Source organism: Shewanella sp. ANA-3 (assembly GCF_000203935.1).
GTDB lineage: Bacteria > Pseudomonadota > Gammaproteobacteria > Enterobacterales > Shewanellaceae > Shewanella.
The window spans coordinates 3,704,350-3,721,400 of record NC_008577.1; the positions used below are offsets into that span (position 1 = coordinate 3,704,350).

General features: G+C 48.7%; 13 protein-coding genes. 3 read left to right on the forward strand and 10 right to left on the reverse strand.

The genetic code is table 11. The annotated features are described in order from the left end of the window. Positions 1–203 precede the first annotated feature (203 nt). Positions 204–1,754: an oligopeptide:H+ symporter gene (locus SHEWANA3_RS16210; protein WP_011717927.1), complete on the forward strand. Its 1,551-nt coding sequence runs from the start codon at positions 204–206 to the stop codon at positions 1,752–1,754. Between the two features lie 370 nt (positions 1,755–2,124). After that, positions 2,125–3,174, forward strand: a complete 1,050-nt coding sequence (locus tag SHEWANA3_RS16215; protein WP_011717928.1) for an LLM class flavin-dependent oxidoreductase — start codon at positions 2,125–2,127, stop codon at positions 3,172–3,174. A 52-nt stretch (positions 3,175–3,226) separates the two neighbouring features. Here SHEWANA3_RS16215 and gabT read toward each other — a convergent pair whose 3' ends face one another. From gabT to SHEWANA3_RS16265, 10 genes are all read right to left on the reverse strand, one after another. Then, positions 3,227–4,504 carry a 4-aminobutyrate--2-oxoglutarate transaminase gene (gene gabT, locus SHEWANA3_RS16220; protein WP_011717929.1) on the reverse strand — a complete coding sequence of 426 codons (1,278 nt, stop codon included), beginning with the start codon at positions 4,502–4,504 and terminating at the stop codon, positions 3,227–3,229. 102 nt (positions 4,505–4,606) lie between these two features. Next, complete coding sequence (gene gabD, locus SHEWANA3_RS16225; RefSeq protein WP_011717930.1) at positions 4,607–6,055, reverse strand: NADP-dependent succinate-semialdehyde dehydrogenase; 1,449 nt, start codon at positions 6,053–6,055, stop codon at positions 4,607–4,609. A 56-nt stretch (positions 6,056–6,111) separates the two neighbouring features. Further along, the gene (locus SHEWANA3_RS16230; protein ID WP_011717931.1) at positions 6,112–7,398 is read right to left on the reverse strand and encodes an FAD-binding oxidoreductase; all 1,287 of its coding nucleotides are present in this window, start codon (positions 7,396–7,398) and stop codon (positions 6,112–6,114) included. Between the two features lie 279 nt (positions 7,399–7,677). Next, a complete protein-coding gene (locus SHEWANA3_RS16235) occupies positions 7,678–8,493 on the reverse strand; it encodes an ABC transporter permease subunit (RefSeq protein WP_011623664.1) in 816 nt (271 codons plus the stop codon). Beyond that, entirely contained in the window at positions 8,490–9,395 is a 906-nt protein-coding gene (locus tag SHEWANA3_RS16240) for an ABC transporter permease subunit (protein ID WP_011717932.1), read from the reverse strand. The genes SHEWANA3_RS16235 and SHEWANA3_RS16240 overlap by 4 nt, the downstream gene beginning before the upstream one ends. Further along, positions 9,392–10,528, reverse strand: a complete 1,137-nt coding sequence (potA, locus tag SHEWANA3_RS16245) for a polyamine ABC transporter ATP-binding protein (RefSeq protein WP_011623666.1) — start codon at positions 10,526–10,528, stop codon at positions 9,392–9,394. Before potA ends, SHEWANA3_RS16240 begins: the two co-directional genes overlap by 4 nt. A 159-nt stretch (positions 10,529–10,687) precedes the next feature. After that, the gene (locus tag SHEWANA3_RS16250) at positions 10,688–11,788 is read right to left on the reverse strand and encodes a polyamine ABC transporter substrate-binding protein (protein WP_041408839.1); all 1,101 of its coding nucleotides are present in this window, start codon (positions 11,786–11,788) and stop codon (positions 10,688–10,690) included. 617 nt (positions 11,789–12,405) lie between these two features. Further along, a complete protein-coding gene (locus tag SHEWANA3_RS16255) occupies positions 12,406–13,761 on the reverse strand; it encodes a glutamine synthetase family protein (protein WP_011623668.1) in 1,356 nt (451 codons plus the stop codon). 1 nt (position 13,762) lies between these two features. Further along, positions 13,763–14,524: a gamma-glutamyl-gamma-aminobutyrate hydrolase family protein gene (locus tag SHEWANA3_RS16260; RefSeq protein ID WP_011717933.1), complete on the reverse strand. Its 762-nt coding sequence runs from the start codon at positions 14,522–14,524 to the stop codon at positions 13,763–13,765. Positions 14,525–14,927: 403 nt separating this feature from the next. Further along, the gene (locus SHEWANA3_RS16265) at positions 14,928–15,476 is read right to left on the reverse strand and encodes a cupin domain-containing protein (RefSeq protein WP_039977919.1); all 549 of its coding nucleotides are present in this window, start codon (positions 15,474–15,476) and stop codon (positions 14,928–14,930) included. A 234-nt stretch (positions 15,477–15,710) separates the two neighbouring features. Between SHEWANA3_RS16265 and SHEWANA3_RS16270 the strand changes: the two genes are divergently transcribed. Then, on the forward strand, positions 15,711–17,018 hold the full coding sequence (locus SHEWANA3_RS16270; RefSeq protein WP_011717934.1) for an FAD-binding oxidoreductase: 1,308 nt from the start codon (positions 15,711–15,713) through the stop codon (positions 17,016–17,018). Positions 17,019–17,051: the final 33 nt, after the last annotated feature.

Consider the following 17,051-nt stretch of genomic DNA (forward strand, 5'->3'; position numbering starts at 1 on the left):
ACTCCATGGGGTGATAAGACAAAACTCACAATCAGCCTCGGTTAACTGGCCGACATTTTTTTACAAAAATTAATTCCAGATTAAAAATGCCCATTTCATTTGTAACAAAGTCTATTCTGCGGCGTTGTGGCATTGGTTTGCGCAGACTATCGCCTTATACTCTTGGCCTCTAACACAAAACAACAATAACGGAAGCAAGCTTTATGACTCTTGGTACCAATCAGGTAAGCAAGACACATTCGTTTATGACAGTGTCGCTTATCGAATTGTGGGAACGTTTTGGTTATTACGGCATGCAGGCGCTGATCGTGTACTTTATGGTGCAGCGTCTTGGCTTTGATGACTCCCGTGCAAACTTAGTTTGGAGTGCCTGTGCGGCACTGATTTACGTGTCGCCGGCCATCGGCGGTTGGGTTGGGGATAAAATTCTCGGCACCAAACGCACTATGCTGCTCGGTGCGGGGATTTTGTCGGTAGGTTATGCATTGATGACAGTGCCGACCGAAAACACTTGGTTTATGTTCTCCGCCCTTGGGGTGATTGTGGTCGGTAACGGCCTATTTAAACCCAATGCCGGTAACTTAGTCCGTAAGATTTACGAGGGTGACGATTCTAAAATCGACAGCGCCTTTACCATCTACTACATGGCGGTAAACGTAGGTTCGACCTTCTCTATGCTGTTAACGCCTTGGATTAAGGACTATGTTAACGCGCAATACGGTAACGAATTTGGCTGGCATGCCGCCTTTGCGGTGTGCTGTGTGGGCTTAATCGTCGGCTTAGGTAACTATGCCCTGATGCACAAGAGCCTCGCCAACTATGGTTCAGAGCCTGATACTCGCCCTGTCAACAAGAAGAACTTGGCTATCGTCTTAGTCTTAGCGGCGCTTTCCGTTGTGGCTTCAGCCATTATTCTTGAATATGAAGATGTTGCTCGAGTATTCGTGTATGCCGCGGGTGTGGCGGTATTAGGAATTTTCTTCCACTTAATTCGTACCAGTGAGCCAAGTGAGCGGGCCGGCCTTATCGCAGCGCTAATCCTTACGGTGCAGACCGTCTTCTTCTTTATCTTCTATCAACAAATGTCGACCTCACTGGCTCTGTTTGCACTGCGTAACGTCGATTGGGATTTCCAAGTCTTTGGCACCCATTTGTGGACTTGGTCTCCTGCGCAGTTCCAAGCACTGAACCCAATCTGGATCATGGTGTTAAGCCCAGTTCTGGCTTGGAGTTATTCATGGGCAGGTCGCAACAATAAGGACTTTTCGATTGCCGCTAAGTTCGCCTTAGGTTTTGCGGTTGTCGCGATAGGCTTCTTTATCTACGGTTTTGCAGGCCAATTTGCCGTTGAGGGTAAGACCTCTTCTTGGGTGATGATTTGGGGTTATGCTTCTTACTCACTCGGCGAACTGCTGGTGAGTGGTCTTGGTTTAGCCATGATCGCCCGCTATGTCCCCGCTCGCATGGGCGGCTTTATGATGGGCGCGTATTTCGTGGCATCGGGTATTTCACAGTACTTAGGCGGCGTTGTGGCTAACTTTGCCAGCGTGCCACAGGACTTAGTCGACCCGCTGCAAACTCTGCCAGTTTATACCAATCTATTCAATAAATTAGGTATTGCGGCCGTGGTCTGTACTTTCATCGCCTTAGCCGTATTACCTCTGATGCGCCGTTTGACCGAAAGTCATCACGCCCATAACAGTATTGAAGATAACGCTGCGGCCTCACTACGTGATGTGAAAGCCGAGCAATAATCCTCCGACTCACATACGCCATATGTGAGCGCTAAAAACTGCCGACAAGCCCCGCTTGCGGCAGTTTTTTTATACCTTTAGGTTACTGCTCATCACCAAACAATCTGAACTTTCTGTGCCGACTTTTCATGCATTGGCTTGGGATAAGGCTTTCCACCCTGTTTGCAAAACTAAGATGTTCGGTTCCAATTTTAGGGCAGTGTTAAGTTTAAGCCTTGAGCTTGTTTATCATTGATACGTCACCATATCCTAGGGTAAGACTCCATCAGCACTAACAGAGCAATCGCTTTAGCACCCACCACATTCATCCGTGTGAGGCCAAATAAAGCCGCTGCCACAGAGCTGACTCACGCAAAGAGGCGCTTAATTTATGGCTATATCATCGACTTCAACATCTGCCACCCCATCGCAGGCAGTGACTAAATCTCCCCTAGCGGATATTCCCTTTTCACTCTTAGAGCTCGCCCCCGTACGCCAAGGCGCGAGCATCGGAGACACGCTACGCGCCAGCCTACAATACGCTAAGGTGGCCGATGACTTAGGTTTTAATCGATTCTGGTTTGCCGAGCACCACAATATGCCCGGTATCGCCAGCGCCGCGACATCGGTGTTAATTGGCTATATTGCCGAGAATACTAAACGCATTCGCGTCGGCGCGGGTGGGATTATGCTGCCCAACCATGCGCCCTTAGTGGTTGCCGAGCAGTTTGGTACACTCGAAAGCCTTTATCCTGGTCGTATCGATTTAGGACTTGGCCGCGCACCGGGCAGCGATCAAATCACCAGCCGCGCCCTTAACCGCGATATGAGCCGCGCGGAGCAATTTCCCGCCGAGGTGAGCGAGTTACAAACCTTACTCGGCGACTACAATGGCCGTCATCCCGTAAGAGCGATTCCCGGCGAAGGCACCCATGTGCCGATTTGGCTACTCGGCTCTAGCCTCTTTAGCGCCCAGCTTGCGGCACAGCGCGGCTTACCCTATGTCTTTGCAGGGCATTTTGCGCCCAGATTCCTCTACGATGCGATAGAGATTTACCGCCGCGACTTTAAGCCATCTAAGGTGTTGGATAAGCCCTATGTCATGCTTGGCCTGCCACTTATCGCCGCCGAGACAGACGCCGAAGCAGAATACTTAAGCACCACCTCCAAGCAACGGGTGCTTGCGCTGATCCGTGGTGAACCGCTTTGGTTAAAACCGCCCGTAGACAGCATGGATGGCCTGTGGAGCGAGCAGGAAAAAACCTATGTCGATAACTTCTTAGGCTTATCCGTCACCGGTGGCCCCACCAGCATCAAACACCGCTTAGAGATGATAGTGAAGGAGTTAGGTGTCGATGAGTTTATCTTTACCAACGATTTGTATGATCAGGACAAACGTGAGCGAGCGCTGCAAATCCTAATGGAGATAAAAGGCTCTTAAGCGTTAAACCACGCCATAAAAAATCCCGCCTAAGCGGGATTTTTTATATCTGTTAACCTTTTAACACGGCATCGAAGCAGGACTTAAGAATGCCCAGCCCTGCGGCAAGCTGCTCGTCTGGAACTGTTAATGGCACCAATATACGCAGCACGTTACCGTAGGTACCACAGGACAGGAGGATCAAACCTCGGTTTCTTGCCTCGGCTAAAATTTGGGCACAGTACTGAGGCGCGGGTTTGCCCTCTTCCATCAATTCAATAGCGATCATCGCCCCTAGACCACGCACATCGGCAATTTGCGGATGTTCAACCTGCATAGTATTTAGCGCCGACTTAATCCGCTCGCCAATTGCATTGGCACGTTCAAGCAGCTTTTCCTCTTCAAACACTTCGAGTACGGCGAGCGCTGCCGCACAGGCCAGCGGATTACCGCCGTAGGTGCCACCAAGGCCACCGGGACCGATGGCATCCATGACTTCAGCTTTACCCGTAATACCTGAAAGGGGGAAGCCACCGGCAATAGATTTCGCAAAGGTGGTGATATCGGCGCTCACGCCCATTTGCTCCATAGCAAAGAAGGTTCCTGTGCGACCCGCACCCGTTTGCACTTCATCGGCGATCAGCATAATGCCTTCGCGGTCGCAAAGCGCACGTAAACGTTGCATAAACTCTGGCGATGCGGCATAAAACCCACCCTCGCCCTGCACAGGCTCGAGGATGATGGCCGCGATATTGCTCGGCTCAGCATCATTTTTAAAGATGCGTTCGATAGAGGCCATCGCATCATCATCGGACACGCCGTGCAGCGCACAGGGGAACTCGGCGCGGAACACATTGGCCGACATTAATCCCATACCTTTACTGTAAGGCGCGACCTTTCCCGTTAACGCCAGTGCCGCCATAGTGCGACCATGGTAACCCGAGGTAAAGGCAATCACCCCCGCCCGCTTAGTGTATGCACGAGCAACTTTAACCGCGTTTTCAACGGCCTCTGAGCCGCTGGTGAATAAGGCTGTCTTCTTGGCAAAATCTCCCGGCACTAACTGATTCAGTTTTTCACAGACTTGAATATAACTTTCGTAGCCAAGCACCATAAAACAGGTGTGGGAGAAATCCTCAAGCTGCGCCGCAACGGCCGCCTTCACCTTAGGATGTAAATGCCCAGTGTTAAGCACAGCAATACCACCCGCAAAGTCGATAAACTCTCGACCTTCCACATCCCACACGGTCGCGTTTTCGGCGCGAGCAGTAAAAACAGGATGAATTTGACCAACACCGCCTGCGACTGCGGCTTGGCGACGTGCCATCAATGAATCATTGGTTGTGCTCATTTAGTATTCCTTGCTCGCGTGCCTAACTTGGCTATACACAAATGTCGATAACAATGCCTATGCCCAAAGGGCTACCACTGGCGGTCTATCCCAAACTGATGCTTAAACAGACATGCAGATATATTTGATTTCTAAATATTCTTCGATGCCGAACTTAGAGCCTTCTCGACCGAGCCCTGAGGATTTCATTCCGCCAAACGGCGCGACTTCGGTGGAAATCAAGCCAGTGTTGACGCCCACCATGCCGTATTCCAATGCCTCGGTCACTTTCCACACGAGTGAGATATCACGGCCATAAAAATAAGCCGCTAATCCAAACTCGGTATCATTGGCTTGCTTAATCACATCGTCCACATCGGTAAACTTAAACAGCGGCGCCAGTGGGCCAAAGGTTTCTTCACGGGCAACGCGCATACTGCTATCGACATTCGTCAGTACCGTTGGCTCGAAGAAGTTGCCACCTAAGCTATGGGGCTTACCGCCCGCAACCACAGTCGCCCCTTTGCTGAGCGCATCCTCAAGATGGCTCTGGACTTTTTCGACCGCCGCGCAATTGATAAGCGGTCCCGTAGTTACGCCCTCGCCAATGCCCTCACCCACCTTTAATTTACCCACGGCAATACTGAGCTTGCGAGCAAATTCGTCATACACGCCCGCCTGAACATAAATGCGGTTAGCGCAGACGCAGGTTTGCCCCGCATTGCGATACTTAGCGATCATCGCGCCTTCGACCGCCGCATCGATATTGGCATCGTCGAATACGATAAATGGCGCGTTACCGCCTAATTCTAAAGATAATTTCTTCAGTGTCGGCGCGCATTGTTCCATCAACTTAATGCCCACCTGGGTCGAGCCGGTGAAAGACAACTTACGCACAACTGGATTGCTGCACATCTCATTACCAATGCCGATGGCATCGCCAGTGATCACGCTGAATACCCCAGCGGGGATCCCCGCACGCTCGGCAAGCACAGCTAAGGCTAATGCAGTAAAAGGCGTTTGCGGTGCAGGTTTCACCACCATAGTACAACCCGCTGCCAGTGCTGGCGCGGCTTTACGAGTGATCATCGCAGCAGGGAAGTTCCAAGGGGTAATAGCCGCAGTCACGCCCACGGGCTGCTTGATCACCATGATACGTTTATCGCCCTGATGCCCAGGAATCGTATCGCCATAGACGCGCTTCGCCTCTTCGGCGAACCATTCGATAAAAGAGGCGGCGTAGGTGACTTCACCCTTAGCTTCTGCAAGGGGCTTGCCCTGCTCAGAGGTCATCATTAACGCTAAATCATCACTATTTTCATTGAGTAACTCAAACCAACGACGCAGCTTGACACCACGCTCTTTTGCGGTTAATGCTCGCCATGCGGGCAAGGCCGCTTCGGCTGCCGCAATTGCCGCTTGAGTTTCGGCTTGCCCCATCACAGGAACACTAGCGATCACCGCGCCCGTCGCGGGATTGGCGATAGCGACAGTTTCTTTTGACTGCGCATCGCACCACTGACCATTGATATAACATTGCTGACGCAGCAGACTCGGGTCTTTTAACAACACAGGAAATTCCTCTCGCTGCGAGGTAATGCCTTACCTCGTATAAAAAATTAAATAAATTAGATACCTAATTTGTCTCTTAGACTGTAATACCATGCTCCCAGCGCACTAAAAGGCACACGTAAGGCGTGACCGCCGGGGAAGGGATAATGGGGCAGCGCCGCAAAAGCATCGAAACGCGTGGCTTGACCATTGAGCATTTCGGCAATTAACTTGCCTGCCAAGTGGGTATAAGTGACGCCATGTCCACTACAACCCTGTGAATAATAGATGTTTTTACCAATACGGCCGACCTGTGGTAAACGCGATAAGGTCAATAAAAAGTTACCCGTCCAGGCATAATCAACCTTAACCCCTTTTAACTGTGGGAAGGTTTTGAGCATATTCGGGATAATCAGGGATTCGATATCCGCGGGATCGCGGGCACCATACACGACACCACCGCCGTAGATCAGACGCTTGTCACCAGACAGCCTAAAATAATCGAGCAGATAGTTACAATCTTCGACGCAATAATCTTGAGGTAACAGGCTTGCGGCCAGCTCTTCGTCTAAGGGTTCTGTGGTGATCACCTGGGTGCCACAGGGCATTGATTTAGCTTGTAATTCAGGCATGAGTTTACCTAGGTAAGCGTTACCCGCCACCACCACAAACTTGGCTTTTACGCTGCCCTTAGCGGTGTGCACCACAGGACTATCGCCTTCGTCGACCCGCAATACTGCTGAGTCTTCAAAAATTTTTCCGCCGAGGGATTCTACCGCACGGGCTTCACCCAAGGCTAAATTCAGCGGATGAATATGACCGCCGCTCTTATCTAACATACCGCCGACATAGCGCTCAGTATTTACCACAGAGCGAATGCTGTTTGCATCGAGCAGCTCCAGCTTGCCCACGTGGCCATGGCTTTCCCATAATTGCTTTTGATGGCGTAAATGGCCCATTTGCTTTTCGTTCATCGCCGCAAATACACCGCCATCCTTTAGATCGCAATCAATATTGTACTTAGCGATACGTTCACGGATGATACGCCCGCCCTCGAAGGCCATTTGACCGAAAAGCTTGGCTTGTTCTTTGCCAACGGTTTTTTCAATGGTATCAATGTCACGGCTATAGCTGTTGACGATTTGTCCGCCATTACGCCCCGAGGCTCCCCAGCCAATTCGCGCCGCTTCAAGCACCACCACACTAAAACCCGATTCGAGTAAATGCAGTGCGGCAGATAGGCCTGTGTACCCCGCGCCAATCACACAAACATCGGCTTCAATCGATTCCTGTAAACGCGCGCGCTCAACCTTATCGTTGGCCGATGCCGCATAATATGATCCAGTGTGAGGTATGGCTGACATGATGTTCCCTTGATTTTTATGTTCATTATTTTAAACAACTATCACATCCTACACCTTCAAATCGGGAAACACTAGCCATAAAAGCACAATAATTTACACAATGTTTGATATTTCAAACAAAGTATCTTTACTGCCTTAAACGGATTTGAAATTGAATGTGGAGGTACAAATAAGAAGACTTGGAGGGAGAAAGAAGGATGACCTTGGCAATCAGGCCATCCTTTTGTCGCTAAGCACTTTTGACTACGTGCTTACCACTAATAACTGCATCCTAGCGTATTAGTTCAACGGCATACGCTCACGTTTTTCGGCGCGTCTTGCCATATACCAAGACAAGAAAGCGATTAACGACACACATAGAATGATAAGTGTTGCCAAGGCGTTGATCTTAGGCGATACCCCCAAGCGCACCGAGGAAAACACCACCATAGGTAAGGTGGTTGCACCTGGGCCTGAGGCAAAGCTTGCGATCACTAAGTCATCGAGTGACAGACTAAAGGATAACAACCAGCCCGCCACTAATGCCGGTGAAATCATGGGCACAGTGATCAGGAAGAAGGTTTTAAGCGGCGTAGCGCCTAAATCCATTGCCGCCTCTTCGATTGACATGTCTAACTCACGCAATCTTGACGACACCACCACAGCCACATAGGCCGCACAGAAGGTTGAATGGGCAATCCATACTGTCACCATGCCGCGCTCTTTCGGCCAACCTAAGAGATCCGCCATATGCACAAATAGCAGCAGCAGTGACAGACCCGTGATCACCTCAGGCATCACCAAAGGCGCAGTGATCATGTTCGACAAAGTGAGCTTGGCCCAGGAGCGCTTAAACCGCGTCATCACAAAGGCGGCCATAGTGCCGATAATCACCGCCATGGTTGAGCTGTAAAACGCAATCCGAAGGCTGGTCCACACCGCATCGAGAATTTGCTGATCGGCAAATAACTCGCCGTACCATTTAGGTGAAAACCCGCCCCACACTGTCACTAACTTAGATTCGTTGAACGAATAAATCACTAGGATCAGCATAGGTGCGTACAAGAAGAACAAGCCGAACCACAGCATCACCGAAGAAAAACTCAGCTTTTTCATAGGTCTTTCTCCAAACTACGCGCCTGATAGCGATGGAATAAGGTAATAGGAATAATCAAGAGTGCCAGCATCACAATCGCCAGTGATGAGGCCACTGGCCAGTCACGGTTATTGAAGAATTCCTGCCACAGCACTTTACCTATCATCAGAGAATCTGGGCCGCCGAGCAGCTCAGGGATCACAAACTCCCCTACCGCCGGAATAAACACCAGCATAGAACCTGCAATCACCCCGCTCTTCGATAACGGGAAAGTGATTTTCCAGAAGGTATTTAAACGGCTGGACCCTAAGTCTGATGCGGCTTCAATCAGGCTCATATCTAACTTCACTAAGGTCGCGTACAGCGGCAAAATCATAAAGGGCAAATAGGCGTAGATAATCCCGATATAGACGGCGATATTAGTGTTGAGGATTTGCAATGGATCAGAAATTATTCCTAACCACATCAATGTGTTATTGATAATCCCCGTGTTACTTAAGATCCCCATCCAGGCATAAACGCGAATTAAGAACGAGGTCCAAGAAGGTAGCATCACCAATAGCAGCAGCACGGTTTGCAACCTTGCTGGCGCACGGGCAATGGCATAGGCCATGGGATAACCAATGATCAAACAGCCAATGGTCGAAATGAGCGCCATTTTTAATGAGCTGAGATACGCGGTGTAATACAGCGAATCATCTAGCAACATCAAGTAGTTACCTAAATGCAGGAAGATGTTTAATACATCATCCGCATATTGGAAGGTCGCCTCGTAGGGCGGAATCGAAATCGCCGCCGTCGAAAAACTGATCTTAAGGACAATGGCAAAGGGCAAGGCGAAGAACAACAACAGCCAAGCGTAGGGGAAGCTAATCGTCCAGAAACGTCCCTTAAGCCATTTTAGTTTTGACTTCATCTTCATGATCTTAACACCACGCCACTGGTGTCCTCCCAACTGATGAACACTTCATCATCCCATGTCGCATGGTCGGCACGGCGTTCACGGTTAGTCATACTGCATTGCACAATTTGGCCGTTCTCGAGGCGAATGTAGTACACCGAGATGCCACCTAAGTAGGCGATATCATGCACTATCCCCTTGGCCCAGTTGTACTCGCCCTCTGGTTGCTCACGGCTAATAATGGTTTTTTCGGGGCGTACCGCTAACCACACATGCTTTTCTTCGGCACTGGTCGTTACCCCGTAACCCACATAGAAGGGCTGAGCTAAGTCATTGGGTTTAATGATCAGGTGGTCGACTTCGTCCACTTCAATCTCGCCGCCAAAGAGGTTCACTGAACCGATAAATTCGGCAATCATGCGGCTGTTGGGACTCTCGTAAATGTCCATAGGTGAGCCGGTTTGGGCAATCCAACCGTCACTCATAATCGAAATTCGGCCCGCCATGGTCATGGCTTCTTCCTGATCATGGGTCACCATCACACAAGTCACGCCAACACGCTCAAGAATTTCAACCACTTCTAACTGCATCTGAGTGCGCAGCTTTTTATCCAGTGCGCCCATCGGCTCATCGAGTAGCAATAGCTTAGGACGTTTTGCGAGGGAGCGAGCTAACGCCACCCGCTGACGCTGACCACCGGAAAGCTGATGCGGCTTACGTTTGCCATATTGCTCCATATGAACCAGTTTGAGCATTTCTTGCACCCTTTGCTCAATTTCCGCTTTGGGTAACTTATCTTGCTTTAAACCGAAGGCGATATTTTGCGCGACCGTCATATGGGGGAAGAGCGCATAGGATTGGAACATCATGTTGATGGGACGTTCGTAGGGGGGCAAATCGGTAATATCTTCACCGTCGAGAAAAATCCGCCCAGAGGTTGGTCTTTCGAACCCCGCGAGCATACGCAATAAGGTCGACTTACCCGAGCCAGAGCCCCCAAGTAAAGCAAAAATCTCACCTTTATTAATCGTCAATGATACGTCGTCAACCGCGCGAACATCGTCGAACAATTTACTGACCCGCTCAATCTTAAGCAGGACTTTTTCTTGCGTCTTTGTAGTGGGTTTGTTGGTGACGCCCGAGGTGCTTGCCATAGTACTTCTCCACCCGAGTATTGCTGCGACAAGGCGTTCAATACTTGAGATTTACACAATGAATTAATGAATAGAGATAAAATCTGTAGGCCGAATGCTCAAGGAGCAAGCCAATGTCTGCGTTATTAAAAGGGGCAAGCAATGCTTGCCCCATCTCGATTATTGGCCAGACTTCACTTTGGTCCAGACGCGGGTTAATACACGTTGGATTTTCAATGGACGGATTTCGCCAATATACAATTTATCTAACACTTCTTTTGGTGGATAAATCGCAGGGTCATTGCGAATCGCTTCATCAACTAAAGGCTGTGCTGGGTCGTTAGGGTTAGCATAAGCCACATAGTTAGAGATAGGCGCAATCACTTCAGGACGAAGTAAGTAGTTGATAAGTTTGTGAGCATTTTCAACGTTAGCCGCATCCGCAGGGATAGCTAACATATCGAACCACAGGTTCGCGCCTTCTTTTGGAATCGAGTAACCAATCTTGTTACCGTTACCCGCTTCATCGGCACGGGCCGCAGCTTGGAATACGTCACCCGAGAAGCCAAATGCCACACAGATATCGCCATTCGCGAGATCAGAGATATAGCGTGATGAATGGAAATAAGTCACGTAAGGGCGAATTTTTTCGAGTAATTCACCTGCTTTTTCATAGTCTTCGGCTTTCGTGCTATTTGGGTCAAGACCTAAGTAGATCATCGCCTGTGGCACCATATCATCGGCCGAATCCAGCATAGCAAAGCCACACTTAGAGATTTTTTCAGCATATTTTGGGTTAAAGATCAGCTCCATAGAATCAAATGGCGCATCTTCACCCACTGCGGCTTTCACTTTATCGATGTTGTAACCGATACCATTGGTACCCCAGAGGTAAGGTACGGCATATTGGTTACCCGGATCAGCCTTCTCTAACTGTTTCATTAGATCGGCGTTGAGGTTTTTAAAGTTGCTGAGTTTAGAGCGGTCTAGCGGCTTGAATGCGCCAGCCTTAATTTGTTTAGCGAGGAAATGGTTAGATGGAACCACGATGTCGTAACCACTGCGGCCAGACAGTAACTTGGCTTCCAGCACTTCGTTACTATCAAACACATCGTAAATCACCCGAATGCCCGTTTCTTTCTTGAAGTTTTCTAAGGTATCTTCCGCGATATAATCAGACCAGTTATATACGCGCACTACTTCTTCAGCTTGGGCAGCAACGCTTGCGAGGGCGCCCGCGGTTACTAAAGCCAAAGTCGTCATCTTATTAAATAGCTTCATGCTTTCTCCTTTCTCGGGTAGCAGAATTGCCTTTAACAATTCTGAAATTGTGTCACCGACCATCTGCTCGGTTATTGTTGTTATTCTCGACCAATGCTACACCTTAAAAACCGCATCGGCAGTCTCTACAGCACCATAATGCCTTCATCTCTAGGTGGCTGCAATTGATGGGAGTATCAGATTTCATGCCAAATTTGTCGATTTACACACTTGCATTAACAAGCAGTAAAACAGACTAGATATTTGTACGCCCTACATCTTGCAACATTAAGCCAAATGCCTCAAGCCCCTAGAAAAACCGCTGAAACCATCTCAGGAAAAACTCTTTTTAAGCTTAACTAACAGTAAGTTATAAAACGCTTATTTCAATCAAATTTATGCACACGTTACCAAGGAATGAAATCATCACTACTCTGACACCATTGAATGGGATTTCAAACTGCCTTGACCTTACTGTAACGCGTATGCAATTCCTTAAATTTAAAAGCGCTCTGCACCAAAGTTAAGCAAACTTACCAAATTAGTGCAGAGCATTTTTGCTGATTGTTCAAATATTCCCGCTATCTTGACCCTAAATCCGTTAAGGCCGTGACAGTTTTGAACAAAAACAGTGCAAATTACACACTGAGTAACAGGAACTCCCGCTCCCACGAACTCACGACGCGGCGGAAGTTTTCAAGCTCGGCCTGTTTAACCGCCACAAAGCCGGTGGTAAAGGCTTCACCTAAATATTCCTTACAGGCATCGCTCTCTTCCATCGCCGCTAAGGCTTCTTCTAAGGTTAACGGCAGGCAATGTGGATTGTTGCTACGGCTTTCGTTCGATTTACCCTGCACTGGTGTCGAAGGTTTTAACCCTTCCACCATACCGATGTAACCGCAGAGTAAGCTCGCAGCTATGGCTAAATAGCAGTTCGCATCCGCCCCAGGAATACGGTTTTCAATGCGGCGGTTTTGCGGTGAAGACTCAGGAATACGCAGACCGCAGGTTCTGTTCTCAACACCCCATTCCAAGTTAACTGGCGCAGAGGTGCCCGGTAAGAAACGGCGGAACGAGTTGGCATTAGGCGCCATTAACGGCAAGAGTTCAGGAATAAACTTTTGTAAACCGGCGATATAGCTTAGGAATAATGGGCTTTGAGTTCCGTCTTCATTAGTGAAGATGTTTTTGCCCGTTTCCTTATTAATCACGCTTTGATGAATGTGCATGGCACTGCCTGGCTCATCGGTGACAGGTTTAGCCATAAAGGTGGCGCACACATTGTGCTTTAACGCCGCCTCACGCAGGGTACGCTTGAATACAAACACCTGATCCGCAAGAGATAATGGATTACCGTGGCTGAAGTTAATCTCCATTTGCGCTGGACCGTCTTCGTGGATCAGCGTATCGATATCTAAACCTTGCAGCTCGCACCAGTCATACATATCTTCAAAAAGCGGGTCGTATTCGTTAGCCGCATCAATCGAGAAAGACTGACGTCCCGCTTCCGGTCTGCCCGAGCGACCAATAGGTGGCTTAAGGGGTAAATCGTGGTCATCGCTACGGCTGGTGAGATAAAACTCCATCTCAGGTGCAATGACTGGCTCCCAGCCTTTTTGCTCGTATAGCGAAAGCACTTTTTTCAACACGTTACGTGGTGATAGTTCGATGGGATTGCCCATTCTGTCGTAGCAATCGTGGATCACTTGCGCCGTCGCTTCAATGGTCCAAGGCAGCATAAACACCGCATTTTCATCGGGGACACAGACAAAATCGATATCCGCATCGTCGAGTAAGCTGTAATAAATATCATCGTCGACAAAGTCACCGGTCACGGTTTGCAGCAACACGCTTTCGGGCAAGCGCATGCCTTTTTCGTCGAGGAACTTATCCACTGGGGCAATTTTTCCGCGGGCGATACCTGTCATATCGCTGATAACACATTCGACTTCTGTGATTTTTCGTTCTTTTAAAAAAGCGATTAGCTTATTCATTTTATTTCACTCGAGTTGTAGCCCTACGACGGCACGCATCACCAAAGGCATTGAATATAGAGAGGAAAAATGGGTTTTCACTCACCTTCCATTCAGGATGCCATTGCACACCTAGGGCAAATTCATTTGTGTCTATAACGGAGAAGGCCTCCACTAGACCATCTGGAGCATAAGCTTCTGGCCGCAACCCAATCCCAAGACGCTCCACGCCCTGAGTATGTACAGAGTTTACCTCTGCCGAGTTACGGCCCCAGGCCTCGTAAATGACCCCCCCAGGCTCCACAGTGATACTGTGGGATGGCCCATATTGCACCTCTAACGAGGCCTCTTTATCTTCTCTGTGTTCAATAAAACCGCCCACTTCGTGCAACTTCTGATGCAAACTGCCACCAAACGCCACGTTCATCTCTTGAAAGCCACGACAAATCCCAAGCACAGGCACACCCGCCGCAATGGCCGCACGGATGAGCGGTAAGGTGGTGGCATCGCGTTTGGGATCGTGGTGAGTACCGACTTCACTCGGTTCACCCGCATAGAGATGGGGTTCAACATTCGAAGGCGAACCGGTAAAGAGAATGCCATCGAGACTTGCCAGAATCGCCTCTATAGGTTGTTCAGCACCTAATGAGGGGATCACCAAGGGCCAGCCCTTAGCACCATTCACTACACCTAAGAGGTATTTTTCACCAACAATATTAAAGGGATGTGATCCCAATTGTTGATTACACGCAATAACACCAATAAGGGGCAACTCGACAGACATAACTCACCTTCACCTTGAATGACTGCATAATGAACATGTTAAGTTTTAATGTTCATTTTTTCACACAGTACACCGAATTTTAACCTCAGGCAAGAGGTTAAACACTTGTTAATGATCGTTTAGTTGCAAGACAGTATTTTGGGATGTAATACAGGAAATTAGGGGGTGTTGTGTTGCCTAAGGGTAACAGAATCGGCTTATAGCGGTTGTTTTGGATGAAAATCAGGCAAAGATAAACAGCGCTGATTTAGGTTCATTTGAAAAATATTATTTACACTTTGAATAATATTTTGTAATCCAAAGCCAATTTGAGATGAGGTTGATAAGGGGAAATGTCAGGATTGCGCCATCCTAGACAACCTAGGACAGCGCTATACGATTAGCTATGTGACTGGCTATGCGATTAGAAATTAGCAGGTGTTGTTGCACTGACCAATCGACAGGGTTCATCGAAAGGGTTACGAAATCTATGGGGTAACTCACTGTTAAAGTAGTAACTATCACCCGCTTCTAAGATATATACCTCGTCGCCAACGGTCAGTTCGAATTTGCCTTCGATCACCATGGCCGCCTCTTCACCTTCGTGTTTCAGCATTTCCTCGCCCGTATCCGAACCCGGTGGATAGGTTTCACTCATCACAGACATGGCACGATTGGGAAAGTCGCGGCCAATCAACTTAAATTCTAACGGCCCAGTACCTATATCGAGGAGTTCATCGGAGCGATAAACCACTTTTTGCTCACTCTCAATCGAGGCTTCAATCGAGAAAAAATCCACTAAAGACATAGGGATACCCGACAATACCTTTTTCAAAGAACTGACGGATGGGCTAACACTGTTTTTTTCGATCATTGAAATCGTACTGTTAGTCACACCAGCACGCTTAGCCAGCTCCCGCTGGGATAAGCCTTTCATTTTTCGAACAGTTCTGAGACTGGCTCCAATATCCAAATTTCGCATCTCCCCAAAGGATCGGTTGCCCCGATAGATGAAGAACAGGTTGTTCAGGATAAACATCATCCCAAACACATTTTAGCCCTAAAAGCGTGAGTTTAATCGCTTCCGTTGTATTCTATCTAAAAAGTGTGTTAAATAAAATGCACACTTTTTAGCAGTATCACAAAAGTGTGATGAGTATACTGGGACAAGCCCAATTTACAATAAAAACAATTTTTTGGAGCTCAAATGACCACCAAACCTCCCGTTCATAGTGAACAATATCCCCAGTCTTATTATGTTGATACTGCAAAAGAAATTTACGCCCATCCCCAACTTGAGGGCAAGGTAAGCACCGACGTATGCATTATCGGCGGGGGGTTCAGCGGTATTAACACGGCTATCGAACTGCGGCAAAAGGGCCTAAACGTGGTGCTACTCGAGGCCAAGCGCATAGGCTGGGGCGCCTCAGGGCGTAATGGTGGCGAGCTGATCCGCGGTATTGGCCATGATCCTGCGCAATTTATCAATGAGATAGGCCAAGAAGGTGTGAGCGCCATTGAACAGATGGGCTTTGAGGCGGTAGAGATTGTACGAAATCGGATACAGACACATCACATCGATTGCGACTTACAAATGGGCTATTGCGATTTGGCGGTTAAACCTCGGCATATGCTCGAACTAGAACAAGAGTTCGACCACCTTAAGCGCCTTGGATATCAGCATGAAATCAAGTTATTAACTCAGTCTCAGCTCGGAGAAGTTATCGGCTCAGACTTTTACCAAGGCGCCCTAGTCGACATGGGCAGCGGTCATTTACATCCGCTGAATTTGGCCTTGGGCGAGGCTCGTGTTGCCCGAGACTTGGGCGCTCAATTATTTGAATACAGCGCCGCAGAAAAGATTATTCCTAGGGATAAACCGCGAGTATTAACGGCAAAAGGCGAAGTGACTTGCCAATATGTCGTGCTGGCGGGCAACGCTTATATAGGCCATAAACTGAATAGCTACATCGGCGGTAAAGTGCTGCCCGCAGGGAGCTACTTGCTTGCAACCGAGCCACTGACAGAAGTGCAATGCCAAAGCATTATCCCGCAAAATATGGCCTTTGCAGATATGCGAATCGCCTTAGATTACTTTCACTTATCGGCGGATAGACGCTTACTCTTCGGCGGACTTTGTACGTATTCAGGCAAAGATCCTAAGGATATTGAAGCAGCGCTCAGGCCGAACCTTGAGAAGGTATTCCCACAGTTAAAAGGCGTACGCATAGATTACGAATGGGGCGGCATGATAGGCATTGGCGCCAACCGTATGCCGCAAATCGGTCGCCTCCCCGATGCGAGCAATATTTTTTACGCCCAAGCCTATGCAGGCCACGGCGTAAATGCCACCCATATGGCGGCCAAACTGCTCGCCGAAGCCATTTGTCAGCAGGCGGGATATTTTGATGTATTCGCCAAAATCAAGCATATGACCTTCCCCGGCGGCCCCACATTCCGCTCGCCTATGCTGGCTGCGGGTATGCTGTACCACAGGTTTAAGGACTTATTCTGAGGTTTGCCCTGTCGTTGGATATGCGAGCAAGCT